Origin of the sequence: Acidaminococcus sp. BV3L6 (assembly GCF_000468835.1) — a bacterium.
In the GTDB taxonomy this organism is placed as follows: domain Bacteria; phylum Bacillota; class Negativicutes; order Acidaminococcales; family Acidaminococcaceae; genus Acidaminococcus; species Acidaminococcus intestini.
Genome location: NZ_AWUR01000022.1, coordinates 41,623 through 58,268 on the forward strand (window position 1 = coordinate 41,623; position 16,646 = coordinate 58,268).

Consider the following 16,646-nt stretch of genomic DNA (forward strand, 5'->3'; position numbering starts at 1 on the left):
TACTCCTCTTGATTCAAATTTCTTTCGTTGGAAGCGATTTTCGTGTTCGGTTGTCGCCTTATTTTTTCCCCAAAAGATGGGTCCAAAACTTCCCCAACCGGATCCGCATTTCCTGACGCCACAAGGATTTCCCCGTCATATCCCCGGGCTGCGGCATGGGAGCGTCGCAAAAAGCGGTCTTTTTGAGGATGTCGTAATAGGCACGGTTAAAATGCTCTGATATCTGAAATTCCCACGGTTTATAGCGCCCTGCCCAGTGGATGACGGCCGGGTTTTGCAGGGCCTCGATTGCTTCAAGCCGCAAAGCCCCTTTTTTGAGGACCTTTAGGGGCATGCCAAAAACAGGAGGAATGACATTCCAGCGAAGGGGCAAAATAGACCAATTCCCCATAAAGACTTTATTGAGCCCATCTTGGTCGTGATGGCGGTAGGCATGGCTCGTGACGCATTGCAGAACCTTCTCCCCATAGCCTTCTTTCCGAAAGGCAGCAAGATCCATGATCATAACGCCCGAATTAAAATAAGGAGCGCCCAAGGGCAGGCCTAAAGATTCCGCTTTTTGGCGGCGCATCCTTGATGAAGCCATGATACCAAAATCCTTGACGGCACCAATAGGATGACCGTCAAGAGGAAAGTCCCACAGCTTTGCCACATCATCCTTTACCACAAGATCCGTATCAAAATAAAGGGCCTTTGCAACCGCTAAGGGCAAAAGTTTTGCAATAAGAAGGCGAAGGTAAGCCGCCTTATGGATATGACCGCTTGTGTAGGCATCTACGGCAATGCCCTTTGTATCAATAAAAGTCACAAGACCTTTGAGGTCCTTGATGGTGCGCTCCACCATCTCTTTTTTTACACCGGTGATTCCATCATCAAAGAGATAAAAATGAAGGGGCCTGGAATCTGTATGGCAAAGCAGCATAGAAGCTGCTGCAACGGCTGCGTGCTGGGCATAGCGATCATCACAAGCAAGGACAATGGCAATTTCGTCCATAATCTACTCTCCTGTCGTCTGACACTTCACATACTCCTTATCATACAATGGAAATGGCAGGAGCACAAGGGAGGCGGCAGGAATTCCTGCCGCCTCCCTTGTGCATTCGACGGTTATCTTCCTAAAATAGACTTATACCGCCGTTTATTCGATTGACCTAATCGCATTGCCATTTTTGATTCTCCAAATGGCAATGGTCCGGGCCGCTTCGATTTCTGCCTTGAATTCCTTATCTTTGAGGTCCTTTTCTTCGCCGATTTGTCCATTCTCAATATAAAGGCGATGGTTGAAGGCTCGCCGGGAATCAAAAAGGGAGGGAAGCAGGGATTCATAGGTCTCTCCTTGGGGCAGGATGAGTTCTGCCAAGGTCGGCGCAATCTGGAGATGGCTGCCGGCGGCGTCTTTGGCAAAGAGGTCCGTAGTAATGCCAGCGCCATAGAAGAAGCAGGGAATGCCGCTTTTTTCCCATAAGGAAACATCGTTGCTGAAATTGAAGCGCTCCGCGTGATCGCCTGTAACGACAAAAAGGGTGGATGGGTCATAGGCTTCGGCGGCTTTGATGAATTTTCCCATCACGTCGTCGGCATACCAGATATGGCCCAGCTGGTCCAAAGTCTTCTTGTCCTTGGGAATGGCAGGTCCCCGCTTTTTAGCTACACGGTCCCGGGAAAATCCCTTGCTGTCCACATCAAAAGCAAAGGGCGGATGGTTGCTCGTTGTAAGGATGAAGTAAAAGGTATCTTCCTCATCTTTTTGCATGGCCTTCAGCACTTCCTCAAAGAAGGGGCCGTCGGCAATCCCCCAGGAAGAGCTTTCTCCAAGGCCGGAGAATTCGTCGGCACAGTGGAATTCATCAAAGCCTTCGCGGCGCGTAAATTTTTCAATATCCTGCCAGCTGCGCAGGCCGCCATACCAGAACTGGGTCCGGTAGCCCATCTTCTTCATGACGGCGCCGATGCCGAGGCCATCGACGGGATCCCCGTTCTTTCCCATGATATAGTTGACGTAAAGGCCAACATCGGGAAGGCCTGTAACGAATCCATTGAGGCTCGTCATGGTCCCCGTACTGTTTGCGAGGAACTGGTACGTATGGGCCCCGTGCGCTTCAAGGAATTTCCCCGTTGAGGCAAGGTTCATATCCTCATAGGAAGGCAAAAGGGGCCAGAGGGCATAGTTTTCCCCTAAGATGACCACGACATGGCGGGGCCGCTTGACGCGGGCTGCCGTCTTTTTGGTGCGCGTAAAGGCTTCATCGATGGTCGCCGCGTTCCCATTGCCGCCAAGAAGCCAAATGGCCGCCCGCACTTCCTCCACCGTAAGGGGGCGCAGAACTTTTTCCGTCGCCCGTTTATGGGTGGCATAGGCGCGGTACAGGGCCTGTCCATCATCGAGGATGGCTTCATTGAGGAGTTTCGATTTGGTGCGGGCTGCGCTTTCCCAGTGGATTCCATCATCGGAATGAAAGCCGCCGCCAAAGCGGCAGAAGATGGCAAAAACAGGGATGAAAAGCAGCGCACCAGCAAAAAGGGCCTTGACGCGGCGCTGAGGCGCAATGCCCTTTCGTTCCTGCAGCCGATGCCAAAGATGGATGACAAGGGCCGATAGAAGGAGGACACCCACAAGGCGCGGGAAAAGCTGATATTCTTTTACGGCTGTATCCCAAATGGCATGCATATCATCTTTCATGCCGTTAAAGAGCATGATGTTGTATGTTTCCTGGAAAATGGCATAGTAGGGAATGCGCGCCACAAAAAGAAAGGTCATGACAAAGAGGGAAAGGCCTGTAAGGAGGGTCCTCACGGCTTTTTCCGGATAGCGGGAAGAGAAGCTTCCCGGTACGGTTGCCAAAAGAAAAGGAAGCCCCACAAGAAGGACCGTCGTCTTAAGACTGATGCGAAAGCCAAGATAAAGGGCATAGAGGATTTCTGAAGCGGAAACCGCATTCAGCTGGCTGCGGAAAAGAACGAGAAAAGCCACTCGGAAAAGCATGAGGAGCCCTTCCAAATAGAGAAAATATCGCAGATCTTTTTGCAAAAGGGTAAGAAAACGGTGCATATCGTTCCTTTCAAAAATAAAGAAAAAATCCCGCAGTCACAAACTGCGGGATGAGCGTTTCATTGGAGCGGAAAACGAGATTCGAACTCGCGACCCCCACCTTGGCAAGGTGATGCTCTACCACTGAGCTACTTCCGCAACGAAGAGAATTATACCAGATGGCAGCGGTTCCGTCAAGGATGTTTTTACTGCGGCACGGCTTTAGTAGCACTTACTCCATCCACAGTTCTTACAGGTATTGCAGCCTCCTTCAAAGACAAGGGGTTCCCCGCATTGAGGGCAAAAAATATCTTCCGCCCGTACTTTTTTGGTGACGGCTTTTTTCACTTCTTTGGTGGGAATCTGAGGGGCAGTTTTGCCTGTCAGTTCCTGCTGTACTTCGTTATACATATCAAGGAGCGCATTACCAACCGCCAAGGGACAGCATGACCCACGGCTTGTATCCCCTCTTGTGATCCGCCGCACGGCATAACTGGGGCAGTTGCCCGTGGAATTGAGCTGATCAATGATGGTATAGATATCAATACCAGCACGGGCCGCAATGGAAATCATCCGGGACAAACCAATCATGAAATTGTTGCAGCCGCCGGTGGATCCTTTGCTCAAGTAGGTTTCCAGAAGGGCTCCTGTTTCTGGATCAAAAAAGGCCATGCAGTGCAAACTGCCGCAGCCAGTAATCAGTTTTCGTTTCTTGCCGATGACATGGTCATCAATGGCAACGATTTCTCCGCGGGCAAGGCCTTCCCCTGCAATGGGGGCCTCTTTTTTATGATCTTCCACATGCGTCGTGAGGATACCGGCACGCTTGCAGCCATCACGGAAAATGGTGACACCCTTGCAGCCGCTTTCATAGGCAAGCAGGTAAAGATGTTCCGTATCTTCAACAGTAAAGCTGTTGGGGACATTGACAGTTGAACTGATTGAAGCGTCAATATGCTGCTGGAAAGCGGCCTGCATGGCGATACGATCCTCATAGGGAAGGGTCATAGCCGTGACGAAATAAGAAGGCAGCTGGGAGTCATCCTTGAGATCATGCTGCTTCATATAGCGTTCCACAATGGGCGTATAGACCTTGTAATAGACATCGGCCGCATGAAGGGATTCTGTTTTACGCTCATAATAGTTTGCATAAATCGGCTCAATGCCGCCGGAAATACCCAGCATCGTTGAAAGGGTTCCCGTCGGCGCAATGGTCAGAAGCTGGGAATTGCGAAGGCCATATGATTTCACAAGCTGTACGGTTTCTTCCGTCGTATTGGCTTTGAAATAAGGGGTTTCCATCACTTCTTCTGCGCAAAACTGCTCATAAGAGCCGCGCTCTTTGGCAAGAAGAGCAGAAGAAGCAATGGCCGTATCTGCCATAGTAAAGCCCAAGGTATGACAAAAATCAACCGCTTCCTTACTGCCGTAGGTCAGGCCCATTTTAAGGAGCATATCACCAAGGCCCATAATGCCAAGGCCAATCTGGCGCCATTTGGCAACACTTTCCCGCTGTTCTTCCAAGGGATGGAGCGGGAGCCCCTCTTCAAGTACATCATTCAAGGCTCGGACAGCCACATGGATTGCTTGCTTGAATCCTTCCTGATCAAAAGAAGCCTCTTCCGTGAATGGGTCCTTGACAAATTCCGCAAGGTTCATGCTGCCAAGAAGACAGGAACCGCCTGCTGGAAGGGGTTCTTCCGCACAGGGATTGACACCGGCAAACTGGAAGGATTTAGTGTTGGACAATAGGTTCCAGCTTGTAATCCGGTCCCAGAAGAGCGCACCCGGTTCCGCGTAATCCCAGTTCGTCTCCGCAAGAAGATGGAAGACCTCCGCCGCATCTACCAAGGACTCGATGGTCTCGCCCGTTTCTTTGCGCGTATAATGAAGGCGGAACTTGCGGTTTTCTTTCACGGCCTCCATGAAGTCGCCACTGATCCGAACGGAAATATTGGCTTTTGTCACTTTATCCAGGTCTGTCTTCAATTTAATGAAGTCAACAACATCAGGATGGGAACAATCAATGGAAATCATGAGGGCTCCACGGCGCCCATTTTGCCCAATCAGCTCTGTTACAAGGGAATAAAGAGTCATGAAGGAAATGGAACCGCTCGTCTGCTTGGCCGCGTTGTTGATATGGGCTCCTTTAGGGCTCAATTTTGATATATCAATGCCACAGCCCCCACCGTAACTATAGGTCCGAGCCAGTTTCCCTGCCCTGTCAAAGATGCTCTCAATGCTGTCTTCCGGCGGTTCTACCACATAACAATTGGAAAGGGTAATCTTCTTTCCCTTGTTTTCAAGGCCTCGGTTAGCCAGGATGCGTCCTCCAAAGAGGAATTTTTGTTCCTTGATCAATTCCCGGACTTGCTCATCACCGCCGCTTACCCTGTCCAGCCAGGCATCAAAAGTTTCACTGTCATCGCGGTACTTGTTTTGCCAAATATCAAGACCCAGCTGATTATCTGCGCCAAGCCATTCCTGAACTTCCATAATCGTCTCCCCTTTTCAATATCTTGTTGTTCGGTTTTCAATTACTCACTATATATAGTGTTTTTTTATTTATACGGTATTTATCGTAGCAGGAAGTCCAGCTCCCGTCAAGAAAGCATTTTCCAAAACCTTGTCAAGATGGATTGGACCATTTTTTCTCATTTTGGTTAGCCGGTAAATACCTCCGTTCTTCCTTTCTTGTAAGATGATCAATGAAAGAAATCGCCTGCAGCACAAGAATAAAGCCCTGCAGGCATATAGTTTTTGGGAAAGGGAAAACCGTGCCATGAAGCATCATCCTTCACAGCACGGTTTCATTCAAATAAGAATCAGAACTCACCCAGCACGATTTCGCACAGATTTTGGGCGTGATCGGAAACACGTTTCATATTAAGCAAGAGTTCCAGCATGACAAACCCCGTTTCCGGCGTACAAACGCCACGATTAAGTCGGTCCACATGGGAGCGGCGCATGGCTTTTTCCTTTTTCCGAACTTCATGGGAACGGGCAAGTGCCGTCTTGGCAAGATTTACATCATTATCTTCCAGGGCCTGAAGGGCATCCGCCGTGGTCCGTATGACCATGTCCCCGATTTCCTTCATCTCTTCCGCAGCTTCCGGAGAAAATGAAATTCCGTCTTCATTCATGGACTTGACTCGCTTGGCAATGGTTTCGGCATGATCTCCAATACGCTCCAAATCCATGCAGCAGTGAAGCAGACCTGTATGGATATTGGTCAGTTCCACGCTGAGGTTCTTTTCCGACATCTTTGTCAAATAGACCGTAATGGCTTCTTCCAAGTTGTCAATGACCGGTTCATGTTCCTTAATATACTTGACCTTTTTGGAATCATACTGATTGATACAGCTGAAAGCCCGTTTGGTATTGCCCAAGGCAAGGCTTCCCATACGGCTCACTTCTTTTCTTGCAAGGCTTAAAGCAATGGCCGGTGTATCGAGCATGCTTTCATTGAGGAACTTGGGCTGGTAGGAGATCTCGCCATTTTTATTGGGCATGATCTTTTCAATGAGTTTCGTGAACTGTCCCGCAAAAGGCAGGAAAAGAATGGTATTTACAACGTTAAATACTGTATGGGCATTTGCAATCTGTCGGGAGATATTTCCCGCTGGAGAAATCTTCAAGACCAAAGCCAAAAACTGGCTCAATAAAGCAATGGCGATGATACTCCCGATTAAATTGAAGAGCACATGGGAAAGGGCCACACGTTTTGCATTGATGTTGGCCTGCAGGGTTGCCAAAACGGCGGTAATACACGTCCCGATGTTATCCCCCAGCAAGACAGGGACAGCCCCTTCCAGCGGGATAAGACCTTGACCGGCCATGGCCATCAGGATACCGACCGTTGCTGAAGAGGACTGGATGACAACTGTCATACATAGACCAACCAAAAGGCCCAGGATGGGGTGTGTGGAGAAGCGGCCGATAAATTCCACAACGGCCGTATTATGACGCAGGGGAGCCACGGAATTGCTCATCATCGCCATCCCTAACATGAGGATACCAAACCCCATGAGTACTTGGCCAATATCTTTCATTTGTCGTTTCTTTGCCACTGTACGGATCAAAAAGCCGATGGCAAGGAGCAAAGTGATATAATCTGTCAGCTTGAACGCAATGAGCTGAGCCGTAATGGTTGTCCCAATATTGGCCCCCATGACAATCCCAAAGGCTTGCTGCAGGTTCATGAGACCTGCGTTGACAAGCCCCACGGTCATGACCGTTGTTGCGCTCGAAGACTGTAAAATGCTTGTGACGCCGGCACCTAAGGCAACACCATAAATCGTGCGCTTCGTCAGTGCCCCTAAAATCCGCTGGAGCTTACTGCCGGCAGCAGCCTGCAGGCCGTCGCCCATGAGCTGCATACCGTAAAGAAAGAGCGAAATCCCACCAAGGAACAAGAAAAATTGAAGCAAGGTAATCTCCCCCGTTAACATAGATCATACTGGATGCGGTCTACCATTTCATTACAAATTATTTACTTGTCTATTACATGATTTTACCACAACTTTTTCCATCAAGCTATGGGAACTGACCTGATTCCTCCTATTTTTACGCGGATTTTACACGTCCTAATGGCAGCAAAAAAAAAGTACGTTTTATCAAATAGTCATATATTTTTCATGAAATAAAATTATCGTTCGAAATATATCGAACATTATTTTCTATCTCTAAATTATCATTTTTAAGCTTAAATTTGGTTCCAAAAATCTTTTTTATTTTTTTCTCTGTTTAAGTCTATTATTAAAAGACTTTTGTGTTTATATAAAAGATTTTACTTTGGATTGTATTTCTTTTGTATTTCTGTCATATCCTTGCTTTTTTCTATGATTACAAAAAGGATGAGCTCGTTATCAGAAATCAGATCAATGCCTTGATTCTTCCCATTAAAACTAGGAAAAAATAGATTCTTACTACCAATATTAATTCTTAATTAAAGTTTTTTTGCTTAAAAGGCTTCTTTTTATCCACCTAACGTCCCATTTTTATGACGGGAATCCTTGATTCAGTTTCTGTTTTGCACATTGTATGCAAACTCCACTATACAAAAACAGTCTCATATGTTACATAACAACTATGCTGTCTTATTCTTGACTTTTTGTAACATAAAGGTTACACTATTCATAACGAACAAGGCACGGAAAGACTTTTTCTATTGTTCGGTGTTTTCGTTGGTCTGTTTTTTTATTACACTGTATGGATGGAGGAGAGAACGATGAAAGCAAAAAAAATGGTAGCGGCATTCCTCGCAATGGCAGCAGCAACCGCTCTGATCGCTGGCTGCGGCGGCGGTGACAAAAAGGAAAGCAGCGGCGGTGAAAAGAAATTCATCAACATCGCAACAGGCGGTACGTCTGGGACCTATTATCCTTTGGGCGGGGCCTTGGCTGATATCCTTAACAAAAATGTCAAAGGCGCCAATGCTTCGGCTCAATCCACAGGCGCTTCCGTCGCAAACGTCAATCTCTTAAAAGAAGGCAAGGTTGATATCGGCTTTATCCAAAACGATATTTCCTACTATGCCGTAAATGGCGTTGAAATGTTCAAGGATAAAGCAGTAAAGAATCTTAAAGGCCTTGCCACCCTTTATCCGGAAACAATCCAGATTGTAACGACAAAAAAGACGGGCATCAAGACATTTGCTGATATCAAGGGCAAACGCGTCGCTGTTGGGGCTGCTGGCTCCGGGACGGAAGCCAACGCCCGTCAGATCCTCGAAGCAGCCGGAATCACCTACGATGACATCAAGGTCCAGTACCTTTCCTTTGGGGAAGCCGCTTCTGCCTTGAAGGACGGCAATGTGGATGTTGCTTTTGTAACAGCCGGATTCCCTACGGCAGCAATCCAGGACCTTGCTACCCAGCATGAAGTCGTGCTCCTGCCCGTTGATTCTGCCATGGCTGATGCCTTGATCAAAAAATATCCGTACTACACCAAGATCAAGATTCCTGCCAAGACTTACAATAATGTAGACACTGACGTAGAAGCTGTTGCGGTCAAGTGCATGCTCGTTGTTACAGATAAGATGAGCGATGAACTGGGCTACGATATTGTGAAAGCTCTTTATTCCAATCTTGACCGGATGAAAGCAGCTCACAACGTTGCAAAACTCATCACCAAGGAAACGGCCAAGGAAGGCATGTCCATTCCTCTGAACAAAGGTGCTGAAAAGTTCTTTAATGAAAAATAAGTAAAAAGCGGCGATCTCATATGGCAAATTGCACAGACCGGACACCACCCTCCAGTGGGGTTCGGTCTTTTTTTAAAAAACCCCTGTTTTTCATTATTTTGATTCTCCTTCTTGCAGGAGTCTCCTTCTCATGGTATGCAACAAGGCTCATCCTCGTCCTGAAACCTTCTGACGGTGCAGCGCCTGTAGTCTTTTCCGTCAACGAAGGAGACGAATGGGTTTACCATTATAAGCATTCGGTCCAACAGACCCCCTGCTATGAATACTTCCGGATCAATGGGCCCCATAACATGACCATGACCCACACCATCTATGAATCTTATGGAGTTGGCCTTCCCTATAGTCTCACGGACGGCGCCTTCAAACCATTAAAAAAAGAGGGTAAATTTGAGATGATCATGAACCGGCCCTATGAAAAGATTGCCTTTCGGGCGGCCAGCGAGGCCCGCCCCAGCGTCACCTATGGAAACAGGACCATTGATCTTGTGAATCAATTTGGTCAAGGCACACGCGTTGATGTGCTCAGCATGAAACGATATACTTTCTGGTTCATGGAATCATGAACTGGAGAAAGGAAGTGGCTCTCACTATGACAGAAGAAAAGAAACAGACAGCGCCCCAAGAAATGTCTGCGGAAGAAGTCATGAAAAAATATGATAAGGAATCAGACAAGAGAAACCCCGTAGGTGCCTGGCACTATATCATTTCCGGCATTTGCATCCTCTTTGCCTGTTTCCAGCTGTATACTGCAATCTTTGGGGTGCTTGACGCCCATCTGCAGCGCACCATCCATTTGATGTTTGGCTTGACGCTGATTTTTCTCCTTTACCCAGGACGCAAATCCTGGTCCCGTTCTTCCATGAATCCCATTGATGTCATTTGTGCCCTTCTAGGGATTGGCACCACAGGCTATCTGCTCCTGAACTACCAGGAACTGGTCCTGCGTGCGGGTCTCAATACCCAGACAGATATCATCGTGGGCATCATTGGTGTCCTCATGGTCTTTGAAGCAACACGCCGCACAGTCGGCTGGCCGATGCTGACCGTTGCGCTCATCTTTGTAGCCTATGCCTTCCTCGGCCCTTATATGCCGGGGATTCTCGCCCACCGCGGCGTTGGCTTTGACGAACTTGTCAGTCACCTCTTCTTTACGACAGAAGGCATCTTCGGTGTACCCATGGGGGTATCGTCCACTTTTATCTACCTCTTCATCCTCTTTGGTGCTTATCTTGATGCCACGGGCCTTGGCAAGTTCTTCATCGATATGGCCAATGCCCTTGCAGGCTGGGCCATTGGCGGCCCGGCTAAAGTTGCCGTTCTGTCAAGCGGTCTGATGGGGACAGTTTCCGGTTCGTCTGTAGCAAACGTTGCTGGTACCGGATCTTTTACGATTCCCATGATGAAAAAACTGGGCTATCGTCCTTCCTTTGCCGGAGCAGTTGAAGCGGCGGCCTCCACAGGCGGTCAGCTTATGCCGCCGGTCATGGGTGCTGCGGCCTTCTTGATGGCAGAATTTGTTGGTGTCCCTTACATCGAAGTTGTTAAAGCGGCCGTCATTCCGGCCCTTCTCTACTACACAGGGATTTGGCTGAGCGTCCATTATGAAGCCAAGAAATACGGCCTTAAAGGAACGCCTCGCGACCAGCTTCCAAAATTTGGCCCCTTACTCCGGGAAAAAGGTCATCTGGCGGTTCCCCTGATTGTCATCGTTTACCTGCTTGTATCAGGCTATACTCCGATGCGTGCTGCCCTTTATGCCATTGGCCTGACGATTGTCTGTGCCTGCATGAGAAAGAATACGCGCATTACCTTTGCACAGTTTATAAATGGCCTGGTTGAAGGGTCCCAATCCGTACTGGGTGTCCTCATTGCCTGCGCTTCGGCAGGCATCATCATCGGCGTCGTCACAAAGACCGGCGTCGGCCTAAAACTTGCTACGGCTCTGCTTGACCTTGCTCAAGGCAAGATGATTCCGGCCATGTTCTTTACGATGATTACCTCCCTGATCCTCGGCATGGGCGTTCCGACGACGGCAAACTACGTCATCACCTCGACAATTGCAGCCCCAGCCCTCGTTCAGATGAAGGTTCCGGTTCTTGCGGCCCATATGTTTGCCTTCTACTTTGGGATCGTCGCAGACGTTACGCCGCCAGTTGCCTTAGCTGCTTATGCCGGATCCGGGATTGCTGGCTCCAACCCCATGAAAACAGGCGTTACGGCAGCAAAACTGGCCATTGCCGCCTTCGTCGTGCCCTACATTTTCGTATTGGCACCGCAGCTCCTCATGATCAATGCCACGGTACCCATGATCCTGATGGCCATGGTCACAGCTATTATCGGCATGTGGGGCCTGTCACTGGCCATGATTGGATTCTGCCAGCATCCCCTGACCGCACTGCAGCGTATCGCCTTCTTTATTGGCGGCCTGTGCCTCATCATTCCTGGCAGTATGACCGATATCGCCGGCATCGGCATCCTCGTCCTCTGCTATCTCTGGCAGAAAAAGAATCCGGGTGGCCCGCTGCCAAATGTAGGAGACTGATTTGCGTACTGTCGAAAAGGAATGCTATGGATCATAGTTTTCCTCGTTCGCTTCTCTTCTTACGGGAAACACCCCTTACCCATTGCCGCGGGTAAGGGGTGTTTTCTCTTTGGAAAGGTTGGAGGAGTCGGCGCACAAATCGCGCCGATACTCCAAAAAAGCGTGCCACCATTGCTCAATTTCTCATTTTTATGATGCAATGGTAGCATGACGATTCGTAGTTTGTTTCGTTTCTGATTGGGGGATACCTTACGCCTGGGCGCTTTCCCTCCTAACCTCGTGTCGTCACCTCCAGCGCCCAGCTTATCAGGCAAGAAGCTTTTATCAGCCTATGGACCTAGACGCAGCCATCTGCGTTGTCACCCACGACCTCAATCGCCTCGACATACACAAACCGTATGCCGTCGTCGATGAGGCCGGGTGCTCCTAGCATCTGACTACGTCTAGGCCATATTTGAAAAAAGCAAATGGGACAAAAAAATTGTGAGGGAAAAGACCGTAAGGCCGGCGCCAAACTGTCTCCCTTCGGTCGTGGGCGCCGAATTAATTTCGCCCTCAAACAGGTTTCTCGGACTTCCGCTATCGCTCCAAAAGCGTCCTTCGAAACTTCGGGCGAATGGGCCTCACTACCGTTCGTAAGGAAACGTCGCTGCGCTCCTCATCCACCACCGAAAGGGCATGCTATCATGCGATTTACAATCCTACTAAGAAAAAATGGTTGCAACACCTTCTTACACGAAAACGGTTCCTTTACTTCTGCAGCCGCAATGGATTTATACTTGTGCGGCTGTAAGGGTTAATCCGACTCGCGCTCCGCCTTTGTCGCGCTCCCTGGATAAGCGCCCTGTCACGATCTCTCGCTTTGCTCTTTCCAAGGCGCAAAGGGAGCTCGCGAATCGATCGGCGATGCGCTTACCACCCTGGTGGGGCGGATCGATTTTGGAGAAATCGAGTTCTAAGGGAAAAGACCGGAAGGCAAAAGACCAGAAGCCAAAAGATTGGAAGGCTAAAGCCCTATGGAAATAGACCACCGGACGGTGTCACAGAAGCCGATAGAAGCGCATTTCTGCACCAGACATACCATCATCATAGAGAAACAGCAAAAGGGAATCCCCATCCAAACAAGGTTTGGATGGGGATTCCCTTTTTTTCTAAAAAAAGACCGCCGCAAATGCGACGGTCTTTTGAAGACTCAATTATTCAGCGTCCAGCTTTTCATAGCCAGCGCGGCGTTCTTGAGCATCTTTCTTCGTCTTAGCGAAGAGTTCTTCAGCCTGATCCGGGAAGGCTTTAGCCAGGGATGCATAACGAACTTCGCCCTTCAGGAAGTTTTCGAATTCATCGAAGTTCGGAGCCTTGCTGTCGAGGAAGAAGGACTTCTGTCCCTGTTCCTTCAGTTCAGGATTATAACGGTAGTTGCACCAGTAACCGCAATCAACGGCTGCCTTTGCTTCGAGCTGGGAGTGACCCATGCCACGTTTGATACCGTGGTTGATGCACGGAGCGTAAGCAATGATGAGGGAAGGACCATGGTAAGCTTCAGCTTCCTTGATTGCCTTCAGGGCCTGGTTCTTATCAGCACCCATGTTGATTTGAGCAACATAGACATAACCGTAGCTCATAGCCATCATGCCGAGATCCTTTTTCTTGGTTCTCTTACCGCTGGCAGCGAACTTAGCAACAGCAGCTTCCGGCGTGGACTTGGAGGACTGGCCGCCCGTGTTGGAGTAAACTTCGGTATCGAAGACAAGAACGTTGACATCATCGCCGGAAGCGAGGACGTGATCCAATCCGCCGTAACCGATATCGTAAGCCCAGCCGTCACCACCAAAGATCCACTGGGAACGTTTAACGAAGAACTGTTTGTCGTTGTAGATGGCTTCGAGTTTGTCGTTACCGCTCTTTTCAGCTTGGAGCAGAGCTTCGAGCTTTTCAGCGCGTTCACGGCTGCCTTCACCAACTTCAGCGTTAGCAATCCAGTCTTCCATAGCAGCTTTCAAGTCAGCGCTGACGGAATCCTTAACGGCTTCCATTTCCTGAGCCAGGCGTTCACGAACGGCTTTGACACCGAGATACATACCCAGACCATATTCAGCGTTGTCTTCGAATAGGGAGTTAGCCCAGGCAGGACCATGACCCTTATGGTTCTTGGTGTACGGCATGGAAGGAGCGGAAGCACCCCAAATGGAGGAGCAGCCCGTAGCGTTAGCAATCATCATGCGGTCACCATAGAGCTGGGTTACCAGTTTAGCATACGGAGTTTCGCCGCAGCCTGCGCAGGCACCGGAGAACTCAAGCAGCGGCTGTTCGAACTGGCTGCCCTTAACGGTGTATTTATTCATCGGGTTGGTCTTTGCAGAGACCTTCTTGATGCCATATTCCCAAGCATCTTTCAGATGTTCCTGGGTAGCAAACGGCATCATGACAAGGGCTTTTTCCTTAGCCGGGCAAGCGTCTACGCAGTTGCCGCAGCCTTGGCAGTCCATGGGGGAAACCATCATGCGGAAGTGCAGGTCCTTAGCGCCAACAGCCGGTTTAGTCGTAAATTCTGCAGGAGCAGCCTTTACTTCTTCGTCGTTCAGGAGAACAGGACGGATAGCAGCGTGCGGGCAGACATAGGAGCACTGGTTGCACTGAATGCAGTTTTCAATCTTCCATTCAGGAACATTGATTGCAATGCCGCGTTTTTCATAAGCAGCCGTACCAGCAGGGAACGTACCATCAACCTGGCCCATGAGTTTGCTGACAGGCAGGTCATGGCCTTCCTGTTTGTTCATGGGAACCATGACATCGTCAACCCAAGCGTTGCCCGTCTTCGGATAGAGTTCCGTATCAGCCGCATTTGCCCAAGCAGCAGGAACTTCAACCTTATGGATGGCATTGACGCCCTGGTCAACAGCAGCGTTGTTCATGTCAACAACCTTCTGGCCTTTCTTGCCATAGCTGGTGACGATGGATTCCTTCAGGTACTTCACAGCATCTTCAACAGGGATGATACCGGTCAGTTTGAAGAAAGCAGCCTGCATGATCATGTTGATACGACCGCCAAGGCCGATGCTTTCAGCAATCTTAACAGCATCAATGGTGTAGAAGTTGATCTTATGTTCAACAAGATAACGTTTCAGCTGTCCTGGAAGTTCCTTATCCAGTTCTGCATCGGTCCAAGGGCTGTTCAGGAGGAACGTGCCGCCATCTTTCAGGCCAGCCATGACATTGTAGCGATGAACATAAGAAGAGTTATGAACAGCTACATAGTCAGCCGTGTTGATAAGGAACGGCATATGGATCGGAGTATGACCGAAACGCAGGTGGGACACGGTAATACCGCCGGACTTCTTGGAGTCATAAGCGAAGTAGCCCTGTGCGTACATATCGGTCTTATCGCCGATGATTTTGATAGCGCTCTTGTTGGCGCCAACCGTACCATCGCTGCCGAGGCCCCAGAACATGCAGCTCGTGGTGCCTTTCGGGGTGATGTCGAATACTTTTTCCTTCGTGAGGGAGGTGTTCGTTACATCATCAACGATACCAACGGTGAAGTGGTTTTTCGGTTCAGCCTTCTTGAGGTTGTCGAAGACAGCCAGGGCATCGCCAGGATAGAATTCCTTGCTGCCGAGGCCGTAACGGCCGCCAACAATCAGGGGTTTGTCAGCCATGTTGTAGTATACATCACGGACATCGAGGTACAGCGGTTCGCCGTTTGCGCCAGCTTCCTTCGTACGGTCAAGAACAGCAATTCTCTTGACAGTCTTCGGCATAGCAGCCAGGAAGTGTTTAGCAGAGAACGGACGATAGAGGTGAACGTTCAGGACACCGACTTTTTCGCCTTGTTCGCAAAGGATCTTGGCAACTTCTTCAGCAGTCTGAGCACCGCTGCCCATCATAACAACGACATTTTCTGCATCAGCAGCGCCGGTGTAGTTGAAGAGTTTATAATCACGGCCAGTCAGCTTGCTGATTTTTTCCATGTATTCTTCAACGATTTCAGGCAGGGCATCATAGTATTTGTTGACAGCTTCGCGAGTCTGGAAGTAGATATCCGGGTTCTGAGCCGTACCGCGGGTAACAGGGTTATCCGGATTCAGGGCATGTTTGCGGAATTTATCCAGTGCTTCGTAGTCAATCAGTTTAGCAAGGTCATCATAGTCCAAAAGTTCAATCTTCTGGATTTCGTGGGAAGTACGGAACCCATCGAAGAAGTTCAGGAAAGGAACATGACCTTTAATAGCAGCCAGATGGGCAACAGCGGTCAGGTCCATGACTTCCTGTACGCCGGATTCAGCAAGAAGTGCAAAACCGGTCTGGCGGCAAGCCATAACGTCAGCATGGTCGCCGAAGATGTTCAGGGAGCTGGTAGCCAGTGCACGAGCAGCGACGTTGAAAACTGCAGGAAGCAGTTCACCAGCGATCTTATACATGTTCGGAATCATCAGGAGCAGACCCTGGGATGCGGTATAGGTGGTGGTCAGTGCACCAGCGGCAAGGGAGCCGTGTACAGCACCGGAAGCACCAGCTTCGGACTGCATTTCCATGATCTTGACAGGACGACCAAAGATGTTCTTCTTTCCATGGGAAGCCCATTCATCGCTGACTTCAGCCATCGGAGAAGACGGAGTGATCGGGTAGATTGCGGCAACATCACTGAACGCATAGGAAGTATACGCAGCGGCGGTGTTACCATCCATGGTCTTAAATTTTTTTGCCATTGTTCAAAGCCCCTCTTTCTTAGAAAAGTGACTGATCTGGGATGAACGATATCATTCCATTCAGTCTCTCTAATCTCCTGTATTATATAACAAATTTAATATAATCACAAATAAATTTTTCTCCAATTTCCCTACAATTTACTTGATAATGGGAAATGTATAATT

Annotated in this window: 8 protein-coding genes and 1 tRNA gene; 3 read left to right on the plus strand and 6 right to left on the minus strand. The window is 49.1% G+C overall.

All coding sequences use genetic code 11. The features are described 5' to 3' along the window. Positions 1 to 58: 58 nt before the first annotated feature. The 5 genes from HMPREF1246_RS04665 to HMPREF1246_RS04690 form a co-directional block, all read right to left on the minus strand. Entirely contained in the window at positions 59 to 994 is a 936-nt protein-coding gene (locus HMPREF1246_RS04665) for a glycosyltransferase family 8 protein (protein WP_021736843.1), read from the minus strand. A gap of 144 nt (positions 995 to 1,138) precedes the next feature. Further along, positions 1,139 to 3,028 carry an LTA synthase family protein gene (locus HMPREF1246_RS04670; RefSeq protein WP_231368233.1) on the minus strand — a complete coding sequence of 630 codons (1,890 nt, stop codon included), beginning with the start codon at positions 3,026 to 3,028 and terminating at the stop codon, positions 1,139 to 1,141. An 84-nt stretch (positions 3,029 to 3,112) separates the two neighbouring features. Continuing rightward, positions 3,113 to 3,187: transfer RNA gene (locus HMPREF1246_RS04675), tRNA-Gly, on the minus strand. Positions 3,188 to 3,250: 63 nt separating this feature from the next. Further along, positions 3,251 to 5,524 (minus strand): adenosylcobalamin-dependent ribonucleoside-diphosphate reductase, encoded by a 2,274-nt coding sequence (locus HMPREF1246_RS04680; protein WP_009015118.1) that lies wholly within the window; start codon positions 5,522 to 5,524, stop codon positions 3,251 to 3,253. A gap of 329 nt (positions 5,525 to 5,853) precedes the next feature. Further along, the gene (locus HMPREF1246_RS04690) at positions 5,854 to 7,458 is read right to left on the minus strand and encodes a Na/Pi cotransporter family protein (RefSeq protein WP_021736854.1); all 1,605 of its coding nucleotides are present in this window, start codon (positions 7,456 to 7,458) and stop codon (positions 5,854 to 5,856) included. Between the two features lie 800 nt (positions 7,459 to 8,258). On the opposite strand from HMPREF1246_RS04690, the gene HMPREF1246_RS04695 reads away from it, so the two are divergent. The 3 genes from HMPREF1246_RS04695 to HMPREF1246_RS04705 all read left to right on the plus strand — a co-directional run bounded on the left by HMPREF1246_RS04695 (position 8,259) and on the right by HMPREF1246_RS04705 (position 11,775). Then, entirely contained in the window at positions 8,259 to 9,233 is a 975-nt protein-coding gene (locus HMPREF1246_RS04695) for a TAXI family TRAP transporter solute-binding subunit (protein WP_009015120.1), read from the plus strand. 98 nt (positions 9,234 to 9,331) lie between these two features. Next, positions 9,332 to 9,796: a DUF1850 domain-containing protein gene (locus HMPREF1246_RS04700; protein ID WP_014128008.1), complete on the plus strand. Its 465-nt coding sequence runs from the start codon at positions 9,332 to 9,334 to the stop codon at positions 9,794 to 9,796. After that, entirely contained in the window at positions 9,793 to 11,775 is a 1,983-nt protein-coding gene (locus tag HMPREF1246_RS04705) for a TRAP transporter permease (protein WP_014128007.1), read from the plus strand. Before HMPREF1246_RS04700 ends, HMPREF1246_RS04705 begins: the two co-directional genes overlap by 4 nt. 1,196 nt (positions 11,776 to 12,971) lie before the next feature. Here HMPREF1246_RS04705 and nifJ read toward each other — a convergent pair. Beyond that, positions 12,972 to 16,481, minus strand: coding sequence for a pyruvate:ferredoxin (flavodoxin) oxidoreductase (gene nifJ / locus HMPREF1246_RS04710; RefSeq protein WP_009015122.1), 3,510 nt, complete (start codon positions 16,479 to 16,481; stop codon positions 12,972 to 12,974). Positions 16,482 to 16,646: the final 165 nt, after the last annotated feature.